Here is an 18,946-nt window from a genome sequence, read left to right as displayed (position 1 = left end):
CGGAGCGTAAATCGGTCGCATCCTCGCGGTCGCCCGCGTTGCATGAGTGCTGCGCCCGGGTTCCCATGAATCATGCCAGAGAGTGCGTACAACATGACCGAGAGAGTGAACTGCCATCGCCTTCAGGTGGCTGCGAATCTGAAGCGTTTCATCGAAGAAGAGGCCCTGCCGGGCACGGGCGTGGATGCCGCCGCCTTCTGGAAAGGCTTCGATGCGCTGGTACACGATCTCGCTCCGAAGAACCGCGCGCTGCTCGCCGAGCGCGATCGCCTGCAGACCGAACTGGACAAGTGGCATCGCGCCAATCCCGGCCCGATCACCGACATGGCCGCTTTCCGTGCCTTCCTCGAATCGATCGGCTATCTGCTGCCGCAGCCGACCGGCGTGAAGGTGGATACTCCCAACGTCGATAGCGAACTGTCGTCGCAGGCCGGCCCGCAGTTGGTGGTGCCGGTCATGAACGCCCGCTACGCGCTCAACGCCGCCAATGCCCGCTGGGGCTCGCTGTACGACGCGCTGTACGGCACCGATGCCATCCCGCAGACCGACGGTGCCGAGATCACCAAGGGCTACAACCCGGTGCGCGGCGCCAGGGTGATCGCCTTCGCCCGCAAGGTGCTCGACCAGGCCGCGCCGCTGGCCGGCGGCTCGCACGCCGATTCGACCGCCTACGCCGTGGTCGATGGCAAGCTCGCCGTCACGCTGAAAAACGGTTCCACCGTCGGCCTGCAGCAGCCTGAGAAGTTCGTCGGCTACCAGGGCGGCGCCGCCGCGCCGAGCGCGGTGCTGCTGAAGAACCACGGCCTGCACATCGACGTCCAGATCGACCGCAACGGCGCCATCGGCAAGACCGACGCCGCGGGCATCAACGACCTGATCGTGGAAGCCGCGGTGTCCACCATCATGGACTGTGAAGACTCCATCGCCGCGGTCGATGCCGACGACAAGGTCGTCGTCTATCGCAACTGGCTGGGCCTGATGAAGGGCACGCTGACCGAAGAGGTGCAGAAGGGCGACAAGACCATCACCCGCCGCCTGAACGCCGACCGCGAATATACCGCCCCCGACGGCGGCAGCCTGCGCCTGCACGGCCGCTCGCTGCTGTTCATTCGCAACGTCGGCCACCTGATGACCAATCCGGCGATCATCGACGGCGAAGGCCACGAGATTCCCGAAGGCATCCTGGACGGCGTCGTCACCACGCTGATCTCGATGCACGATCTCGCGCGCAAGGGCAACTCGCGCACCGGCAGCACGTACATCGTCAAGCCGAAGATGCACGGCCCGGCCGAAGTCGCCTTCGCCGACGAACTGTTCAGCCGCATCGAGGACCTGCTCGGCCTGCCGCGCCACACGATGAAGATGGGCATCATGGACGAGGAGCGCCGCACCTCGGTCAACCTGATGGCCTGCATCGCCGCCGCCAGGAGCCGCGTCGTCTTCATCAACACCGGCTTCCTCGACCGCACCGGCGACGAAATGCATACCGCGATGGAAGCCGGCCCGATGATCCGCAAGGGCGACATGAAGACCAGCACCTGGATCCAGGCCTACGAGCGCAACAACGTGCTGGTCGGCCTGACCGCCGGCCTGCGCGGCAAGGCCCAGATCGGCAAGGGGATGTGGGCCATGCCCGACCTGATGGCGGCGATGCTGGAACAGAAGATCGCCCATCCGAAGGCCGGCGCCAACACCGCCTGGGTGCCGTCGCCGACCGGCGCGACGCTGCACGCGCTGCACTACCACCAGGTCGACGTCGCCGCGATCCAGCAGGAAATGGAGAAGATCGACCTCGCCGCCGAACGCGACGCGCTGCTGGCCGGCCTGCTGACCGTGCCGGTCGCCGCCAAGGCCGACTGGAGCGCGGAAGAACGCCAGCAGGAACTGGACAACAACTGCCAGGGCATCCTCGGCTACGTGGTGCGCTGGGTGGAGCAGGGCGTCGGCTGCTCGAAGGTGCCCGACATCAACAACGTCGGCCTGATGGAAGACCGCGCCACGCTGCGCATCTCCAGCCAGCACATCGCCAACTGGCTGCGCCACGGCATCGTCAGCGCCGAGCAGGTCGATGCCACGCTGCGCCGCATGGCCGCGGTGGTGGATGGCCAGAATGCCGGCGATCCGGCCTATCGCCCGATGGCGCCGAACGTCGACGACTCGATCGCCTACCAGGCCGCCCGCGCGCTGATCTTCGACGGCCGCGCCCAGCCCAGCGGCTACACCGAACCGCTGCTGCACCACTACCGCCAGGTGTTCAAGGCGAAGCAGGGCGCCTGAGCAGTGGATCGGGCCGGCGGCTGAAGCTGCCGGCATCGATCGATGAGCGCCGGCCTCAGGGCCGGCGCTTGCATTTCCGACCACGATTTTCCATGCCCGTACAACACAGCCTGCTGCTTGCCGTCCTGATCGTCGCGCTGACCTCGATCGGCCCCTTGTCGACCGACTTCTACCTGCCGGCCCTGCCTGCGATCGCGCGGGCGCTGGGCACGGACACCGCCGGCGCCCAGCTCACGCTGTCGGTCTATCTGCTGGGTTTCGGCCTGGGCCAGCTGCTGATCGGCCCGCTGTCGGACCGCTTCGGCCGGCGGCCGGTGATGCTGTGGGGGTCGGCGCTGTTCGTGCTGTCGTCGGCGGCCTGCGCGCTGGCGCCGACGATCGGAACCTTGATCCTGGCGCGGCTGGTGCAGGCCTTCGGCGCCTGCGTCGGCCCGGTGCTGGGGCGTGCGGTGGTGCGCGACGTCTATGGCCCGCAGGAGGCGGCACGGGTGCTGTCGCACGTGTCGACCGCCACGGCGCTGGCGCCGCTGGTGGCGCCGATCTTCGGCGGCTGGCTCAGTGCCCATCTCGGCTGGCGTTCGACCTTCGTCGTGCTGACGCTGTACGGGCTGGCGCTCGGCTTCATGGTGTGGAAGGTGCTGAAGGAGACCAACCGCCATCCCGATCCGCACGCGATCCGTCCGTCGCGCATGCTGGCGAACTACGGCGTGCTGCTGGCCGACCGCACTTATCGCGGCGCGCTGCTGACCGGCTGCGGTGCCTTTGCTTCGCTGTTCGCCTTCATCTCCGGCTCGCCCTTCGTCTATATCGAGCTGTACGGCATGTCGCCGCAGCAGATGGGCCTCGCCTTCGGCGCCAACGTCACCGGCTTCATCGTCGGCAGCACGCTGTCGGCGCGTCTGACGCGGCGGCTGGGCGCGGACTGGCTGATCCGCAGCGGCGTGTATCTGGGCGCGGCCAGCGGCCTGCTGCTGGCCGTGCTGGCGCTGGCCGGCGTGCATCACCCGGCGGCGGTGATGGGGCCGATGTGGGGCGTGACCGCAGCGGTCGGCCTGCTGTTGCCGAACGCCACCGCGCTGGGCCTGGCGGGCTACCCGAAGATGGCAGGCGCAGCGGCGTCGATGATGGGCTTCGCGCAGATGGGGCTGGGTGCCGGCGCCGGCATGATCGTCGGCCACAGCGTGCAGGCCAGCGCGACGCCGCTGGCGCTGACGGTGGCGGCCGGCATGCTGTTCAGCTTGGCGATGCGGGCCTTGCTGCTGCGCAGGCGCGGCAGCAAGGCTTGATTCGGCTCCCGGCTTACGCAGGCACGCCGACGATCACGCTCGATGCCTTGAAGATGGCGGTGGCCGGCTTGCCGGTGGCGAGGCCGAGATTGGTGGCGCTCTCGTTGGTGACGATGGCGGCGACGCTGCCGCCGCCGGGCAGGTCGAGCACCACTTCGGTGTTGACCGCGCCGGGCTGCACGCGCGACACCGTGCCGGCCAGGCGGTTGCGGGCCGAGAAGCGGGCGCCGGCTTCGTCGGTGACGACGATGATCGACGAGGCCTTGATCAGCGCGAAGGCTTCGGCGCCGGGCTGCAGCCCCAGGCTTTCGCTGCTCTCGTGGGTGACGATGGCGACGATGCGCTGCCCGCCGGCGACTTCGAGTTCGACCTCGTCATTCACCGCTCCCCGCTTCAGTTCGCGGACGGTGCCGAGGAATTCGTTGCGTGCGCTGGTCTTCATGCTCATTCTCCTGATCAATAGGTAATCGTCGGCAATGCCTTCGGCCTGCCGGCTGAGATGTTCGATGAAGCGGCGATGCTCCTGCACGATCAAACGGAAGTTCGCCACCAGTTGCTCGGCGCGGCGCGTCAGCCTGGTGCCGCCGCCGCCCTTGCCGCCGGTCTGGCGTTCGACCAGCGGTTCGCCGGCGAGGTTGTTCATCGCATCGATTGCGTCCCAGGCGGCCTTGTAGCTCATGCCGATGGCCTTGGCCGCGCCGGTGATGGAGCCGCATTCGGCGATCCTCGACAGCAGTTCGATGCGGCCCGGACCGCCGAGATTGGCGCTGCCGACCGTCATCCAGATCGCGCCCTGCAGCTCGATGCCCTTGTTGTCGGTTTTCATGCGTCGGCACCACCTCTTCGAATTCGAATCGACCGAAGCATACCGGCTGCGACGCGGGCAGGCTAGGCGGAGCCGGCGGCGATCAGGCTTTCAGCGACGCCATAAAGTTCGGCCAGCGCCCTGGCGTCGATGATCTCGCGACCGCCGCGGCGCACGATGCGGCCGGCTTTCAGGAAGGCGACGCGGTCGGCGACGCGCAGCGCGTGTTCGGGCTGGTGGGTCGACATCAGCACCGCGATGCCGCGTTTGCCGAGCGTTGCGATGCGCTCCAGCACGCGCAACTGGTTGCCGAAGTCGAGGCTGGAAGTCGGTTCGTCGAGGATCAGCACCCGGGCTTCCTGCGCCAGCGCGCGCGCCACCAGCGCAAGCTGGCGTTCGCCGCCCGATACTTCCATGCAGGCGCGTGCCGACAGATGGGCGATGCCGAGTGCCTCAAGCGCCTCTGCCGCGACGTGGCGGTCGTGCGCCGAGGGCTGGGCGAAGGGGCCGATATGCACCGTGCGCCCCATCAACACCATCTGCGCCACGGTGAAGGGGAAGGGCACGGCCTGGCTTTGCGGCACGTAGGCGATCAAACGTGCCAGCGCCTTGCGTGGCCACCCGGGCAGTGGCTTGCCGCCGATGCGGACGCTGCCGTCCAGTGCCGGCAGCAGGCCGAGCAGGGTGCGGAACAAGGTCGTCTTGCCGCTGCCGTTGGGGCCGAGCAGGCACAGCACCTCGCCGCGGTGAAGCTGCAGGTCGATGTCTTCGCCGATGCGCTTGCGATGGTGGCCGATGGCGAGTCCGCGGGCCTCCAGCACCGGCCCGGTGTCTTGCTGGTGGCGATCGGCCGTCATGGCGTCGAATGCCGTGTCGCTCATGCCTGCCTGCCGCTCCGGGCCAGCAGCCACAGGAACACCGGCGCGCCGACCAGCGCGGTGAGGATGCCGAGCGGCAGTTCGATGCTGGCGGCCGAGCGCGCCAGCGTGTCCGCCGCCACCAGGAAGGCGCCGCCGAGCAGCGCGGTGGCCGGCAGCAGGCGGGAGAATTCGGGGCCGACCAGCAGCCGCGCCGCATGGGGCACGACGAGGCCGATCCAGCCGATGATGCCGGCGATGGACACCGCCGCCGCGGTCATCAACGTGGCGCAGGCGATCAGCGCGAGGCGCAGGCGGACGACGTTGATGCCCATGCTCGCCGATTCGTCGTCGCTCAGCGTCAGCAGGTTGATGCGCCATCGCAGCAGCCACATCGGCGCCAGGCCGCACAGGATCAGCGGCACGGCGATGGCGAGGTCGTCGATGCTCACCGCGTTCAGCCCGCCCAGCAGCCAGAAGGTGATCGAAGGTAGCTCCACGCTCGGATCGGCCAGCACCTTGGTCAGCGAGATGGCGGCACCGAACAGCGTGCCCACCGCGACCCCCGCCAGCACCAGGACCAGCACCGGGTCGTGGTAGCGGATGCGGCTGGCGACGGCATACACGCTGCCGACGGCCAGCATGCCGCCGGTGAAGGCGGCGCCCTGCACCGCGGCGATAGGCAGGCCGAGCAGGATGGCGATGGAGGCGCCCGCGCCGGCGCCGGCCGACACGCCGAGAATGTCCGGCGACACCAGGGGATTGCGGAACATGCCCTGGTAGGCGGCGCCCGCCACCGACAGCGCCATGCCGACCAGCAGCCCGGCGAGGATGCGGGGCAGGCGCAGCTTCCACACCACGGTGCCGGCCTCGCCGCCGCCCGCCGGGCCGGCCAGCAGCGCGGACAGCGCATCGGCCAGGGCCAGCGGATAGGCGCCGGACACCAGCGCGACCACCGCGACCAGCACGGCCGGCAGCACCAGCACCAGCGGATGCAGGCCGCGAGCGCTCATGCGGCGGTGATGGCGCGCACGAGCAGTTCGCGCGGGGGCACGTGGCCGTAGAACAGGCGGTGGAATTCCTCCGCCTCGTCGATCCAGTCCGCCGCCGGTGCGCCGCTGCGCAGCACCTCGCGCAGCCAGTGCACGCCGATCAGGCGATTGACGCTGGGTGGGCCGTCCAGCCAGCCGAAGGGCAAATGGGGTGCCAGGAACAGGCGGCCCTCGCGCACCGCCGGCAGCGTGTTCCAGGTGGCGTCGCGGCGGGCGAGGGCGGCGAACTCGGCGTGCTGGGTGACGATCACATCCGGCTTCCAGGCCAGCAACTGCTCCAGCGACACCCGCGCCAGGTTGCCGCTGCCGCGGGCAGCATTCGCCGCGCAGGCCGCTTCGATGCACTCGCCATTGACCGAGCCGGGCAGCGGCGTCTCCAGGCCGTCGCTGCCGCGCGCCAGATAGACTCTGGGCTTGTCCTCCGCGTCGATGGGCGGGCAGGCGGTCAGCACCGCCTCGGCATGGCGGGCGAGGGTTTCGCCGCGCTCGCCGGCGCCCAGCAGGCGGCCTGTCTGCCGCAGTTGCCGGGCACTGTCGGGCAAGCGTCCGTCGACGAGGATGTAGGGGATGCCGGTCTGCCGATGGACGCGCTCGGCGATGGAGAGGAAGTGCTCGCTCACCATGCCGGTATCGACGATGGCGTCCGGCGCCAGCGCCACCAGCCGCTCCATCGGCACCGTGCTGCCGCGCCCGGTCAGCCGGCCCAGCGCCGGCAGCGCGCGGTATTGCGGAGCGAGCAGGGCGAGCGCGTCGTCGGACATCGCACCCGGCCAGCCCATCAATTTGTCGGGCGCCAGGGCATGGACGAGCACCGAGGCTGGCGGCCCGGCGGCGAACACGCGACGGATGCGTTCGGGCGCGGGCAGTTCGCCGAAAACGTGAATGCCGTCCCCGGCGGTCGGGCGTGCTGCGGCAATGCCCGGCAGCAGCACGCCTGCCGGCAGGAAGGGCGCGCAGGCGGCGAGCGCCAGGAAGGATCTTCGTTTCATTGGCCGGTCATCCGCAGCTTCAGGCTGCGCGTTTCGCGTAGGCAACGCCGATGAACCATTCGTCCAGCGCGGCACGATTGGGCGGCAGCTCGGCCGCCTGTCCGCTGGTGAACTCCCGCCAGTCGGCCAGGTAGGCCTTGCCGACTACCGTCAGCAACGGCCGGCCCGTGTTCATCAGCGCCAGCATCTCGGGTGCCAGCCCGCCGCCGAGCGCTTCCAGCGTGCCGAAGCGGTTGGCCACCGCCAGGTCGCTTTCAGCCTCGCGTGCAGTGCGCAGCGCGAGGCTGGCGGCAGTGATGCCGCCCGGTTCGGGGCTGCACGGCAGCGGCCAGCGGCCGGTATGGTGGTAAAGCGGGATGTGCAGGCCGGTATCCAGTTCGACCAGCGCGGCATGCGCCTTGCGCGAACCGCAACGACGCTGGACGATGCCGTGCACCCGCCAGCCCGAGTCGCGCAGGTCGAGCGCGAAGCGCGCGAGCAGCTCGTCGGCCTGGTCGCCGTGCTTGTGGACGATCGCGGCCACCAGCGGCGATGGCCGGCGGGCGCCCGAAGTGGAGATCGTGGAGGTCGTCATCGGATGTCCCCGGTAGCGGTGTGCCGAACCGGAAGCCGGGCGGCCGGGCATGATGCCCCGCGCCGCCCGGTGCCGTTATCATCAATAGCGCACGCGCGCAGTCAGCATGAAGTTGCGGCCTTCTTCCGGATAGCTGTGCTTCAGTTCGTAGTTCTTGTCGAACAGGTTGCGCGCGGTCAGCGACACGTCGAGATCGGGCGTCACCTGATAGGCGACCCTGAAGTTCGCCAGCGTGTAGGAGCCGGTTCTGACATCCGGGTCGCCGCTCATGATGTTGGGCGACCAGCGGCTGCTTGCCGACTCGATGTAGGGCATCACGCTGATACGGGGTGTCGGCGTCCACTTGGCATAGACCATGCCGGCGTGGCGCGGGATTTCGTTGCGGGTCAGCGTGCTGTTGACCGCGGTCCGGTCCAGGTCGATGTCGGCATGGGTGTAGGTGTAGTTGCCGCCGACTTCGAGGCTCGGGTTGATGAAGCCGTTGAGCGACAGTTCCACGCCCTTGAACGTGCCTTTGCCGACGTTCTGGTTCTGGGTGTAGAAGCGGCCCGAACCGGCCGGGTATTCGACGTCAACGCCCTGCATCAGGTCGTCGATCTTGTTGTGGAACAGCGCTATTTCGCCAAACCAGTTTTCGCCGATCCTGTCGGACAGCGCCAGTTCGAAGTTCAGCGCCTTCTCGGGCTTCAGCCCGGGGTTCGAGGTGGCGCCGCCGAAGCGCGAGCTGAAGCGGTGGAACATCGTCGGCATGCTGACCCTGCGCGAGGCCGAGAAATTCAGCCTGCCGGTGTCGCTGTAGCGCCAGACCGCCGCGCCCTGGTAGTTCCAGGCCGATGCGTCCTTGGTTTCGTACTCGAAGAATTCCGGCGTCTGGCCCTTGCTGAACTGTTCCACCTTCTTGGTGTTGCGGTCGTCGTAGCTGATGCCCGCGACCAGGTCGAGCCTGGAGGTGGCGTGGAAAGTGTTTTCCAGGCCGAAGGACCAGGTTTCCTCCTCGGCGTCCTGCTTGGGCGTGACGAAGAAGGGCGAGTATTCCTTGTCCCAGCCGGTGTGCTTGTCATTGCGGTAATGCACCGCGGCCTTCAGCGTGTTGCGGGCGAGCCAGGTCGTGCCGGCTTCGAGCGAGAGGCCGTACGAGGTGTCGTCATAGGTGCTGAGCGTATCGAAGTTGTTCATCATCAGCTCGTTGTCGAACTGGTTGTAATACGCCTTCGTCTTCAGGTAGGCGGTGTCGGACAACTGGGTGTGCGACAGCCAGTACAGGCTCCAGACGTCCCACTTCGGCCAGTCCCAGTCGCGGTCGCGGTTGCCGGGACGGGTGCTCAGGATCGCGGTCTTTTCGCCTTCCTGCTTGACGAAGTTGATCGAATATTCGTCGGTGGCGTTCGGGGTGTAGCCCAGCTTCAGGTTCAGCCGCTTGTCATCCGAGTCGGAACGGTTGCGGTCGCCGCCGTTTTCCATGCTGGTGGACGTGTAGTCGCGCGACATGCGCCAATGGTCGATGTCGCGCTGCTCGAAGCTGGCCTGCCAGTACCAGTCCTGCTGCTTGCCGCCGACGTTGGCGTACCAGGTCATGCCGCCACGCTGGCCGCCTTCGCCCAGCAGCAGCGACACCCGGCCTTCGGCCTCGAAGGACTTGGCCGGCTTGCGGGTCACCAGGTTGATCGCGCCGCCCATGCCGCCCGGCCCGTTCAGCACCGAGACATAGCCCTTCGAGACCTGGATCTCGGACAGGTCGGGGGTCAGGAAGCGGCCGATGTCGATGCGGTTGTCGTAGGGCAGGTAGAGCCGGATGCCGTCCATCATCAGCGGCACGCGCCAGGCGTCGTAGCCACCGATGCGGAAGCTGCCTTCATTGCGCGAGCCGCTGCCCGACGTGGTGCTGACGCCCGGCAGCAGGTCGATCGCACCGAGCAGGCCGTCACGGCTGAATTCGTCCATCTGCTCGCGGCCGATGGTGCTGGTGGCGACGGCCTGGCCACCGTCGTCGGGGCGGCCGGTCACGGTGATCTGGCCCAGCGTGAACACGCGCTCGTCCGTCTCGGCCTGGGCGATGCTGGGAACGGCCAGCGGAAAGCACATCGCGATTGAACAGCACAGAATCTTTCTTCTCATGACCCGGACTCCCCTGATGAATCGAAATATTGAACCGTATATAACGACTGGCAAAAAAATGGCGCTCTCATGTCGGCGCTTTGCACCACGGCCGCGGGCAGGCTTGCAGTCCGCGGCCGATGCCGGTTGCGGTAAGGCGGCCAAGGGCCGAATTCCGCAACATTCTGTCAAGAATTGAAATATACGCTTGTATATAACGAAATCAAAGCCAAGCCGGCCTGGAGTGGCAGGCTGGGAAGCCTTGCCGTGCGGGAGCGTCGTCAGTATCGGGCGTATCGGCGCCGGCGTGCTGAAGCTCAGTCGGCCTAGGTCTTGCGCGACAGTCCTTGCATCGCACGTGCCAAACCGTCCAGCGTCAGCGGGTACATGCGTTCGCCGATGATCTGGCGGATGATGCCGATCGACTGGCGGTATTCCCACAGCCGTTCCGGCTCCGGGTTGAGCCAGGCGGCGGCGGGGTAGGCGTCGAGCAGGCGGCGCAGCCAGGTGGCGCCGGCCTCGGCGTTCATGTGCTCGACCGAGCCGTGCGGGTGCAGGATCTCGTAGGGGCTCATGGTGGCGTCGCCGACGAAGATCAGCTTGTAGTCTGGGCCGTACTTGTGGATGAGGTCGAGCAGTTGGGTGCGCTCGCTGAAGCGGCGGCGGTTGTCGCGCCACACGCCTTCATACACGCAGTTGTGGAAGTAGAAGTATTCGAGGTGCTTGAATTCCAGCCGGCAGGCGGAGAAGAGTTCCTCGCAGACCTTGATGTGGTCGTCCATCGAGCCGCCGACGTCGAGGAACAACAGCACCTTGACCGCGTTATGGCGTTCGGGGCGCATCAGCAGGTCGAGCCAGCCGGCGTTGCGCGCGGTGGCGGCGATGGTGCCGCCGAGGTCGAGCTCTTCTGCCGCGCCTTCGCGGGCGAAGCGGCGCAGCCGGCGCAGCGCGACCTTGATGTTGCGCGTGCCCAGTTCCACCGAGTCGTCGAGGTTGCGGAATTCGCGCTTGTCCCACACCTTGACCGCCGTGCGGTTGCCGGCCGATTCGCCGCCGACGCGGATGCCTTCGGGATGGGTGCCGCTGTTGCCGAAGGGCGAGCTGCCGCCGGTGCCGATCCACTTGCTGCCGCCCTGGTGGCGGCCCTTCTGCTCGGCCAGGCGCTTGCGGAACTCGTCCATCAGCTTGTCCCAGCCGAGCTTTTCGAGCCGGGCGCGTTCTTCGGGCGTCAGGTGCTTCTTCGCCATCGCGCGCAGCCATTCCTCGGGCAGCTCGGCTTCCAGGCCGGGAATCTCGGTGACGCCCTTGAAGTAGGCGCCGAAAGCCTGGTCGAAGCGGTCGTAGAGCGATTCGTCCTTGACCAGGCAGGCGCGCGAGAAGACGTAGAAGTCGTCGATCGATGGACCGCAGACATGGTCGCGCAGGCCTTCGAGCAGGGTCAGGAACTCGCGCGTGGAGACGGGCAGCTTGCGGGTCTTCAGGTGCAGGAAGAAGTCGATCAGCATCGTCGCGTCCCCCTCATTGCTGGATGTCCATCGCCCACAGCAGGGCCTGGATGTGGCAGCGGGAGGCCTGCCTGGGCGTGACGCCGCAGCGTTCGGCGACAGCCTGGAGCTGTTCGCTGTCGGCGCTGCCGCGTTCGCAGGCGATCGCGAGTTCGAGCAGCGGGCGCAGCGGCCCTTCGCCGCCGCGCAGCGCCGCCTGCACGTCGGGCGCCAGTGCCAGCGGCGCCAGGGCCTTTTCCAGCGGCACCTGCATGATCACGTCGGCGAGCGACAGCAGGCCGACCAGGAAGAGCGATTCGCGCTGCGCCACCGGCTGGTCTTCGGCCAGCAGCTCCATCATGCGCGCGCGCACCAGGGCGGTTTCGAGCGCGGCGGCGGCGCGTCCCTGGCTGCCGTCGGTGCTGCAGGCGAGCAGCACCAGCCAGCGGTACAGGCGGTCGTGGCCCAGCATCACCAGCGTGTGCTCGATCGAGGAGATCGGCTCGGCATGGGCGCCGGCCACCGAATTGACGTAGCGCAGCAGGCGCAGCGACAGGGCGCCGTCCTGCTTGAGCATCGCGGCGATCTCGCGGGTGTCGCCGTCCAGGCGCAGGCGGCCGATCAGCGTGGCGATGCGCGCGGTGTTCGGACCGAGTTCATGCTCGCTCCAGTCCTCGCGGCTGGTGATGAACGGCCCCTGGAACAGGTTGGCGCCCAGCTTGAAGGCGAAGCGGAAATCTTCCAGCGAAGGCAGGTCGCGGACCAGCAGGCGTGCCTGCGGCGCCGCGTCGGCGAGCATCTGGCCGAGCTGCAGGCCGCGGCGTGCGTCCAGGGTGGGCGCGCGCAGCACGATCACGTCCGCCTGAGGCAGCAGCGGCACGAACTCGCTGAAGATCATCGGGTCGGGCAGGCCGAAGCGGAAACCCGCCTGGCGCAGTTGCGCCATCGCGCCGCCCAGCGTCTCGGTCGCGGGGCCGCCGGCTTCGGCGTGGGGCATCGGGATGAGGACGATGTTTCGTGCCGGCAACTCGGCCAGGCAGGGGTGGGACAGGAAGGAGTCGGGTATCTCGATGAAAGCCAGGCGGTGGCCCAGCAGCCGGCCGATGTCGGCACTGACGAGGTTGCGTACCAGCACTTCGGCATAGAGGTGGTGTATCCGCCGGCTGCTGTGGCGGATGCGGTTGCGCGTGCCTTCGTGCAGCATGAACTGGTAGCCGGCGATGCGCTGGTCGCGCCCCAGTACCGCTTCGCGGCACAGATAGGTGACGGTGGCAGCGCCGTCCTCGCCGTGGGCGTCGCCGCCGGCCGCCTCGCGCAGTGGCGCGTTGCGGTTGAGCTGCTCGAAATCCTGTCGCGTGGCCGCCGGTGCGGCTGCCTGCGCGGCGGCAGGGCGGCGTCCGAACAGCCAGTCGAGAAGGGCCTTGAACATGCGGTGCCTGTGCCGTCAGCGGTTGTTGCGCGCCATCATCACCAGGCGCTCGAACAGGTGCATGTCCTGCTCGTTCTTCAGCAGCGCGCCATGCAGCGGCGGCACCACGGTCTTGCCGTCCTGGCTGCGCAGGGCTTCGGGCGGGATGTCCTCGGCGACGAGCAGCTTGAGCCAGTCGATCAGCTCGGAGGTCGAGGGCTTCTTCTTCAGCCCGGGAACGTCGCGCAGGCCGAAGAAGACTTCCAGCGCCTCGCTCAGCAGCTGCCTGCGGAGGGCGGGGAAATGCACATCGACGATGCGCTGCATGGTGTCGCGGTCGGGGAAGCGGATGTAGTGGAAGAAGCAGCGGCGCAGGAAGGCGTCGGGCAGCTCCTTCTCGTTGTTCGAGGTGATGAAGACGATGGGGCGGTGGCGCGCACGCACGGTCTGGCGCGTCTCGTACACATGGAATTCCATGCGGTCGAGCTCGCGCAGCAGGTCGTTGGGGAATTCGATGTCGGCCTTGTCGATCTCGTCGATCAGCACCACGGTCTGCTGCTCGGCTTCGAAGGCCTGCCACAGCACGCCCTTGACGATGTAGTTGGCGATGTCCTTGACGCGGTCGTCGCCCAGCTGCGAGTCGCGCAGGCGCGACACCGCATCGTATTCGTACAAGCCCTGCTGGGCCTTGGTGGTGGACTTGATGTGCCACTGCAGCAGCGGCAGCCCGAGCGCGGCGGCGACTTCCTCTGCCAGCATGGTCTTGCCGGTGCCGGGCTCGCCCTTGATCAGCAGCGGCCGTTGCAGGCGGATGGCGGCATTGACCGCCAGCATCAGGTCGGGCGTGGCGACGTAATCGCGGGTACCTTCGAAGCGCAACGTGGACATGCGGGATTCCTCTGATTATTCCCTGGCGATTATAAGACTAGCGTTACGAAAAACCGGCGGCGCGTCCGCAGCTCCGGGGTGTGTTTCTCCCCCGGGCTGCGTTCCAGTCCTGCAGGCACCATGCAGGATTGGATGGGGACGGCCGGAAACGGCTTGTGCAGCACCCCGACGGAGGGCTCGACATGCGGAGACGATATCTGGTTTGCGGCCTGGCGTTCGCGCTCGGCGCCCTGCCTGCGGCGGCGGTCGAAGGCGATGCCGAGGCGGCCAAGGGCAAGATCTCCATGTGCATCGGCTGTCATGGCATCGACGGCTACCGCACCGCTTTCCCCACGGTATATCCGGTCCCCAAACTGGGCGGCCAGCATCCGGAATACATCATGGCCGCACTGCAGGTGTACAAGTCGGGCGACCGCAGCCATCCCACGATGCAGAGCATTGCCGGCGGCTTGTCGGAGCAGGACATGGCCGACCTCGCCGCCTATTACGGTGCGATGCCCGCGCAATCCGCAGCGGCGCCGGCACGGGTAAGCGGCAGCCCGCAGCGCGGCAAGGAGAAGGCGGAAGTCTGTGCCGCCTGCCACGGCCCCGACGGCAACAGCCCGCTGTCGACCTTCCCGCGCATCGGCGGGCAGCATCCCGAGTATCTGCTGCAGGCGCTGCTCGACTACAAGGCGGGCCGGCGCAAGGATCCGATCATGGCCGTGCAGGTCGAAGCCCTGTCGGAGCAGGACATGGCCGATCTCGCCGCCTGGTTCGGCGCCCAGCAGGGCCTGTATACGAAGCGCTGACGGCGCGGCGTGCCGGTGCTAGCATGCCGGCTCCATGCGTATCGAAGACCTTCGCGTCCGCCTGCGGGAACTGGGCGCCAAACCCTGCCACGAAGACCGCCTGATGCGGACCTGGCTGCAAGCCCTGCCGCTCGACGGCGGGCCGTGCCCGCCCGAACATTTCCTGCCGCTGGCCGTGCGCCAGGCGCTGCCGGACATCGCCGCCAGCCTGGAAAACCTGGCGCGCCTGCGTTCCCGGCATCCGGGCGAGGATGGTTCCTCGCGCCTGCTGGTCGAACTGGCCGACGGCCAGACGGTGGAAAGCGTGCTGCTGCCGCGCGACGGCCTGTGCGTGTCCACCCAGGTCGGCTGTGCGGTGGGCTGCGTGTTCTGCATGACCGGCAAGGACGGCCTGCTGCGCCAGCTCGGCAGCGCCGAGATCGTCGCCCAGGTGGCGCTGGCGCGCAGCCTGCGCCGGGTGCACAAGGTGGTGTTCATGGGCATGGGCGAGCCGGCCCACAACCTCGACAACGTCGTCGAGGCGATCGAGGCCCTGGGCACCGACGGCGCGATTCCGCACAAGAACCTGGTGTTCTCCACGGTCGGCGACCCCCGCGTGTTCGAGCGTCTGCCGCAGATGCGGGTGAAGCCCGCGCTCGCGCTGTCGCTGCACACCACCCGCGCCGACCTGCGTGCCAGCCTGCTGCCGCGCGCGCCGCGCATGGCGCCGGAAGAACTGGTCGAGCGCGGCGAAGCCTATGCGCGCGCCACCGGCTATCCGATCCAGTACCAATGGACGCTGATCGACGGTGTCAATGACGGCGCCGAGGAACTCGAAGGCATCGTCCGCCTGCTCGCCGGCAAGTACGCGGTGATGAACATGATTCCGTTCAATGCCGTGGAAGGGCTGGCCTACCAGCGGCCGAGCTGGGAGAAAGCCGCCGCCATCGCCCGCTGGCTGCACCAGCACCGCATCCTGACCAAGCTGCGGCGCTCGGCCGGGCAGGACGTGGATGCCGGCTGCGGACAACTGCGGGCGCGCGAGATCAAGATCGGCTTCGCCCAGCGAAGTGCGAAGCGGAAAGTCGAAGCATGACCCGGCTGAACGTCGAGCTGCCGCTGCCTGCAGGCTTTCGCACCGTGGATGTGCTCGCGTTTCACCGCCGCGATCCGCAGCAGATCGCCGAGCGCATCCTGGACGAGGGTCCGGAGACAGGGCTCGACAAAGCCTTCGTCTGGGCTGGACGTCCCGCCTGCATGGCATTTCGCTTCGACGGGGATGTCGCGGAAGGCGGGGCTCTCCAGAACGGTCATGTGCGGGTCGAGTGCGTCATCGACACCGTATCCGGCACCGAACGCGGAGCCATCGGAGAAGGCCTCGGGCAGGGCGATTTCGGCCAGGAAGCCTTCGAACGACTGGTGCGGCACATGCTCGGACTCGCTCAGCCGATCGAGGCCTTCGAGCACGCCCACACCACCCATCCGGAACTGGGGCCGCTGATCCGGCGCAATGCCGGCCTGCGCATTCCGCAGGTGGCGACGCCTTTCGAAGCCATCAGTTGGGCCATCCTCGGCCAGCAGATCAGCCTGGTTGCCGCGGTGGCGCTGCGCCGCAGGCTGATCCAGGCCGCCGACCGGCGCCATTCGTCCGGGCTGATCTGCTACCCGGACGCCGCCAGCCTGCTGCAGGTCGACGCCGCCGCGCTGCGCGCCGCCGGCTGCTCGCAGACCAAGGCCGCCGCGCTGCTGGGGCTTGCCCGCGCCGTGGCGGAGGAGGGGCTTCCGCTCGACGACTGGCTGCGGACCCTGCCGGTCGAGGATATCCGCAGCGGCCTGCTCGCCATTCGCGGCATCGGTCCGTGGACGATCAACTACGCCCTGCTGCGCGGCTTCGGCTGGCTCGACGCTTCGCTGCACGGCGACGTCGCGGTGCGGCGCGGATTGCGGCTGCTGCTCGGCAGGGCGGAGCCGGTCGGCGAGGCCGAAACGCGGCAATGGCTCGAAGCCTTCGCTCCGTGGCGTGCGCTGGTGGCGGCGCATTTGTGGACGGTGAAGGCGGAAGGCTGAAGCCGTCGACCATCTACGGCTATGCGTCCTGGTACCATGAACAAGCTCGCCCCTGCCATCGAGGCTGCGGTGAAGATTCCGCTGCTGCACATTGCCGATCCGATCGCGGCAGCGATCCGCAAGGCCGGCTTGTCCTGTATCGGCCTGCTCGGCACGCGCTTCACGATGGAGCAGGCCTTCTATCGCGGCCGCCTGGAGGAGCGCCATGGCATCGAAGTGCTCATCCCCGAGCAGAACGACATCGATGTCGTGCATCGCGTGATCTACGAGGAACTCTGCCTTGGCCGGGTTGAGGATGCCTCACGGAAGGCATACCAGGGCGTGATGGCACGTCTCGTCGAGCGCGGTGCACAAGGAATCATTCTGGGATGCACCGAGATTTCGATGCTGGTGGGTGCGCAGGACGCGGCCGTTCCGCTGTTCGACACCACGGCGATCCATGCGGGCGCAGCGGTGGCGGAAGCCTTGGATGATGCACGGATGGTGTCTTGACTGCCCCCTGCGCTGCGATGGGTGTTCGCTCAATGGCTGGCGAACACCGCAGTCTTGCCTTGGGCGTCGAAGCTCACCACATCATAGTGGTCGGCCGGGTAGGGGCCTTCCATGCCGGGCGAGCCGAGCGGCATGCCGGGTGCCGAGATGCCGGTGATGGCGGGTTTGTCGGTCAGCATGCGCTTGACGTCGGCGGCCGGCACGTGGCCTTCGACGACGTAGCCGCCGACTTGGGCCGTGTGGCAGGAACCCAGCGCGCGCGGCACGCCGGCCTGGCGCTTGACCTGGTCCATTTCCTGGGAGATGACTTCCTTCACCTTGAAGCCGTTTTCGCGCATGTGATCGGCCCATTTGCCGCAACAGCCGCAGTGCGGGTCCTTGAACATCGTGACTTCGTCGTCGGCCGCGGCAGCGGTGCCGATGGCGCCCAGGCCGAGCAGGGCGGCGCCGAGCAGGGCGAACAGGGAGGAACGGACGGGATTCATGTTGCAGCTCCTGTGTGGGAGGGGGGAACGCTGCCTGCCGCGGCGGTGGCGCGCGGCAGCGTGAGGGTGAAACGGGTCTGGCCATCGGCCGAGGCGGCGCGGATGTCGCCGCCGTGGGCGAGCACGATGGAGCGGGTGATCGCCAGCCCCAGGCCGGCGCCTTCGCCCTTGCGGGCGCGTTCGTCACTGGCGCGGTGGAAGCGGTCGAAGATGCGCTCCAGCTGGTCGGACGGAATGGGGTCGCCGGGGTTGGATACGGACAAGGTGGCCATTCCATCGGCGGCTTCGTCCGCGTCGCGGATGTCGATGCCGATGGTGCTGCCGGCCGGCGTGTGGCGCAGGGCGTTGGACAGCAGGTTGGACAGCGCGCGCCGCAGCATCAGCCGGTCGCCGGTGACGCGCGCCTGGCCGGCCAGCGTGATCTTCACGCCGCGGTCCTCGGCCAGGGCTTCGTAGAATTCGATCAGCGCGCGCGCCTCGTCGTCGAGCTGCACGGTCTCGACCGGGCGCGGCAGGCGGCCGTTCTCGGCCTGGGCGAGGAACAGCATGTCGCCGACCATGCGCGCGATGCGCTCGAATTCTTCGAGGTTCGACGCCAGCACTTCGCGGTAGGCCTCGCTGCTGCGCGCGCGTGATAGCGCCACTTCGGTCTGCGTCATCAGGTTGGAGATCGGCGTGCGCAGTTCGTGCGCGATGTCGGCGGAGAAGTCCGACAGCCGGGTGAAGGAGGCTTCGAGCCGCGCCAGCATGCCGTTGAAGGCGTCGACGAAGTCGCGCACCTCGGCCGGCGCGCCGGCTTCGTCCAGCCGTAGCGACAGGCCGTCGGCCGATAGCCGGCGGGCGGTCGTCGTCACCCGCCGCAGCGGCGCCAGGCCGCGGTGCGCGGCCAGCCAGCCGAGCAGCGCGGCGGCCAGCGCCGCGGCCGAGATGCCGAGCCACAGCCCGCGCCGCACCTCGTCCAGGAAGTGCGCATGGTGCGAGATGTCCAGCGCCACCGCCACGCGCAGCGGCTCGCCGCCGGCGGCGTCCGGCGCCAGCCCGATCTCGCGGCCGATGAATTCCCGCCCGGCTTCGTGCCAGGTTTCGCCGCCTTCGTTCAGCGCTACGCCCGCGCGCTGCGCGGCGGTGAATGCCTGGGGCTGGATCGCATGCAGCACGCTGCCGTCGGCTGTCTGCAGCAGCAGGCCGACCATGTGCTGGCCGGCGAAGGCGGCGTCGAGGTGCTGTTCCGGTTCGGCACCGGCTTCGCGCACCAGGTTGCCGACCAGGGTCAGCTTGGCCGCCAGCTCGTGCGCGTCGAGTTCGTCGAAATGGCGTTCGACCGCGCGCCCGAGCACGATGCCGACGACGATCAGCAGGCCGGCGGTGAGCAGCGCGAACAGCAGCGCGAGGCGGGCGGTCAGCGACAGCGGCATCGT

The 18,946-nt window shown here is 68.3% G+C and carries 17 protein-coding genes; 6 read left to right on the top strand and 11 right to left on the bottom strand.

All coding sequences use genetic code 11. The features are described from left to right. Positions 1-93 precede the first annotated feature (93 nt). Both TBU01S_RS09285 and TBU01S_RS09280 read left to right on the top strand, forming a co-directional pair. The gene (locus TBU01S_RS09285; RefSeq protein ID WP_068636360.1) at positions 94-2,277 is read left to right on the top strand and encodes a malate synthase G; all 2,184 of its coding nucleotides are present in this window, start codon (positions 94-96) and stop codon (positions 2,275-2,277) included. A 92-nt stretch (positions 2,278-2,369) separates the two neighbouring features. Continuing rightward, positions 2,370-3,563, top strand: coding sequence for a multidrug effflux MFS transporter (locus TBU01S_RS09280; protein WP_068636359.1), 1,194 nt, complete (start codon positions 2,370-2,372; stop codon positions 3,561-3,563). A 13-nt stretch (positions 3,564-3,576) separates the two neighbouring features. On the opposite strand, the gene TBU01S_RS09275 is transcribed toward TBU01S_RS09280, so the two are convergent. The 9 genes from TBU01S_RS09275 to TBU01S_RS09235 form a co-directional block, all read right to left on the bottom strand. Then, positions 3,577-4,389 (bottom strand): TOBE domain-containing protein, encoded by an 813-nt coding sequence (locus tag TBU01S_RS09275; RefSeq protein ID WP_068636358.1) that lies wholly within the window; start codon positions 4,387-4,389, stop codon positions 3,577-3,579. Positions 4,390-4,451: 62 nt separating this feature from the next. Continuing rightward, entirely contained in the window at positions 4,452-5,249 is a 798-nt protein-coding gene (locus TBU01S_RS09270) for an ABC transporter ATP-binding protein (protein WP_245650883.1), read from the bottom strand. Continuing rightward, positions 5,246-6,238 carry a FecCD family ABC transporter permease gene (locus TBU01S_RS09265; protein WP_068636357.1) on the bottom strand — a complete coding sequence of 331 codons (993 nt, stop codon included), beginning with the start codon at positions 6,236-6,238 and terminating at the stop codon, positions 5,246-5,248. The genes TBU01S_RS09270 and TBU01S_RS09265 overlap by 4 nt, the downstream gene beginning before the upstream one ends. Next, the gene (locus TBU01S_RS09260; RefSeq protein ID WP_068636356.1) at positions 6,235-7,266 is read right to left on the bottom strand and encodes an ABC transporter substrate-binding protein; all 1,032 of its coding nucleotides are present in this window, start codon (positions 7,264-7,266) and stop codon (positions 6,235-6,237) included. The genes TBU01S_RS09265 and TBU01S_RS09260 overlap by 4 nt, the downstream gene beginning before the upstream one ends. Before the next feature lie 19 nt (positions 7,267-7,285). Beyond that, positions 7,286-7,840, bottom strand: coding sequence for a DUF2478 domain-containing protein (locus TBU01S_RS09255; RefSeq protein WP_068636428.1), 555 nt, complete (start codon positions 7,838-7,840; stop codon positions 7,286-7,288). An 81-nt stretch (positions 7,841-7,921) separates the two neighbouring features. Further along, positions 7,922-9,955 carry a TonB-dependent receptor plug domain-containing protein gene (locus tag TBU01S_RS09250; RefSeq protein WP_083953534.1) on the bottom strand — a complete coding sequence of 678 codons (2,034 nt, stop codon included), beginning with the start codon at positions 9,953-9,955 and terminating at the stop codon, positions 7,922-7,924. 305 nt (positions 9,956-10,260) lie between these two features. Next, positions 10,261-11,439 carry a vWA domain-containing protein gene (locus TBU01S_RS09245; RefSeq protein WP_068636354.1) on the bottom strand — a complete coding sequence of 393 codons (1,179 nt, stop codon included), beginning with the start codon at positions 11,437-11,439 and terminating at the stop codon, positions 10,261-10,263. 13 nt (positions 11,440-11,452) lie between these two features. After that, the gene (locus TBU01S_RS09240) at positions 11,453-12,847 is read right to left on the bottom strand and encodes an EAL and HDOD domain-containing protein (protein ID WP_068636353.1); all 1,395 of its coding nucleotides are present in this window, start codon (positions 12,845-12,847) and stop codon (positions 11,453-11,455) included. Positions 12,848-12,862: 15 nt separating this feature from the next. Beyond that, on the bottom strand, positions 12,863-13,714 hold the full coding sequence (locus TBU01S_RS09235; protein ID WP_068636352.1) for an AAA family ATPase: 852 nt from the start codon (positions 13,712-13,714) through the stop codon (positions 12,863-12,865). Positions 13,715-13,896: 182 nt separating this feature from the next. Here TBU01S_RS09235 and TBU01S_RS24750 point away from each other — a divergent pair, with 182 nt between their 5' ends. The 4 genes from TBU01S_RS24750 to TBU01S_RS09210 are packed head-to-tail and all read left to right on the top strand — an operon-like array spanning position 13,897 to position 17,043. Continuing rightward, entirely contained in the window at positions 13,897-14,505 is a 609-nt protein-coding gene (locus TBU01S_RS24750; protein WP_245650882.1) for a c-type cytochrome, read from the top strand. Positions 14,506-14,539: 34 nt separating this feature from the next. Beyond that, a complete protein-coding gene (locus TBU01S_RS09220; protein ID WP_068636351.1) occupies positions 14,540-15,580 on the top strand; it encodes an RNA methyltransferase in 1,041 nt (346 codons plus the stop codon). Continuing rightward, complete coding sequence (locus TBU01S_RS09215) at positions 15,577-16,551, top strand: DNA-3-methyladenine glycosylase 2 (RefSeq protein WP_068636350.1); 975 nt, start codon at positions 15,577-15,579, stop codon at positions 16,549-16,551. Before TBU01S_RS09220 ends, TBU01S_RS09215 begins: the two co-directional genes overlap by 4 nt. 36 nt (positions 16,552-16,587) lie before the next feature. After that, a complete protein-coding gene (locus tag TBU01S_RS09210; protein ID WP_245650881.1) occupies positions 16,588-17,043 on the top strand; it encodes an aspartate/glutamate racemase family protein in 456 nt (151 codons plus the stop codon). A gap of 29 nt (positions 17,044-17,072) precedes the next feature. On the opposite strand, the gene TBU01S_RS09205 is transcribed toward TBU01S_RS09210, so the two are convergent. Both TBU01S_RS09205 and TBU01S_RS09200 read right to left on the bottom strand, forming a co-directional pair. After that, positions 17,073-17,528 (bottom strand): DUF411 domain-containing protein, encoded by a 456-nt coding sequence (locus TBU01S_RS09205; RefSeq protein ID WP_068636349.1) that lies wholly within the window; start codon positions 17,526-17,528, stop codon positions 17,073-17,075. Continuing rightward, positions 17,525-18,943, bottom strand: coding sequence for a heavy metal sensor histidine kinase (locus TBU01S_RS09200; RefSeq protein ID WP_068636348.1), 1,419 nt, complete (start codon positions 18,941-18,943; stop codon positions 17,525-17,527). The genes TBU01S_RS09205 and TBU01S_RS09200 overlap by 4 nt, the downstream gene beginning before the upstream one ends. Between the last annotated feature and the right edge of the window lie 3 nt (positions 18,944-18,946).

The organism is Thauera butanivorans NBRC 103042, assembly GCF_001591165.1.
In the GTDB taxonomy this organism is placed as follows: Bacteria; Pseudomonadota; Gammaproteobacteria; order Burkholderiales; family Rhodocyclaceae; genus Thauera; species Thauera butanivorans.
This window is presented reverse-complemented; position numbering and strand designations above follow the sequence as displayed.

Coding starts and splice junctions, on each gene's coding strand:
- TBU01S_RS09285 (WP_068636360.1), top strand. CDS start 94: ATGACCGAGAGAGTGAACTGCCATCGCCTTCAGGTGGCTGCGAATCTG.
- TBU01S_RS09280 (WP_068636359.1), top strand. CDS start 2,370: ATGCCCGTACAACACAGCCTGCTGCTTGCCGTCCTGATCGTCGCGCTG.
- TBU01S_RS09275 (WP_068636358.1), bottom strand. CDS start 4,389: ATGAAAACCGACAACAAGGGCATCGAGCTGCAGGGCGCGATCTGGATG.
- TBU01S_RS09270 (WP_245650883.1), bottom strand. CDS start 5,249: ATGAGCGACACGGCATTCGACGCCATGACGGCCGATCGCCACCAGCAA.
- TBU01S_RS09265 (WP_068636357.1), bottom strand. CDS start 6,238: ATGAGCGCTCGCGGCCTGCATCCGCTGGTGCTGGTGCTGCCGGCCGTG.
- TBU01S_RS09260 (WP_068636356.1), bottom strand. CDS start 7,266: ATGAAACGAAGATCCTTCCTGGCGCTCGCCGCCTGCGCGCCCTTCCTG.
- TBU01S_RS09255 (WP_068636428.1), bottom strand. CDS start 7,840: ATGACGACCTCCACGATCTCCACTTCGGGCGCCCGCCGGCCATCGCCG.
- TBU01S_RS09250 (WP_083953534.1), bottom strand. CDS start 9,955: ATGAGAAGAAAGATTCTGTGCTGTTCAATCGCGATGTGCTTTCCGCTG.
- TBU01S_RS09245 (WP_068636354.1), bottom strand. CDS start 11,439: ATGCTGATCGACTTCTTCCTGCACCTGAAGACCCGCAAGCTGCCCGTC.
- TBU01S_RS09240 (WP_068636353.1), bottom strand. CDS start 12,847: ATGTTCAAGGCCCTTCTCGACTGGCTGTTCGGACGCCGCCCTGCCGCC.
- TBU01S_RS09235 (WP_068636352.1), bottom strand. CDS start 13,714: ATGTCCACGTTGCGCTTCGAAGGTACCCGCGATTACGTCGCCACGCCC.
- TBU01S_RS24750 (WP_245650882.1), top strand. CDS start 13,897: ATGCGGAGACGATATCTGGTTTGCGGCCTGGCGTTCGCGCTCGGCGCC.
- TBU01S_RS09220 (WP_068636351.1), top strand. CDS start 14,540: ATGCGTATCGAAGACCTTCGCGTCCGCCTGCGGGAACTGGGCGCCAAA.
- TBU01S_RS09215 (WP_068636350.1), top strand. CDS start 15,577: ATGACCCGGCTGAACGTCGAGCTGCCGCTGCCTGCAGGCTTTCGCACC.
- TBU01S_RS09210 (WP_245650881.1), top strand. CDS start 16,588: ATGAACAAGCTCGCCCCTGCCATCGAGGCTGCGGTGAAGATTCCGCTG.
- TBU01S_RS09205 (WP_068636349.1), bottom strand. CDS start 17,528: ATGAATCCCGTCCGTTCCTCCCTGTTCGCCCTGCTCGGCGCCGCCCTG.
- TBU01S_RS09200 (WP_068636348.1), bottom strand. CDS start 18,943: ATGCCGCTGTCGCTGACCGCCCGCCTCGCGCTGCTGTTCGCGCTGCTC.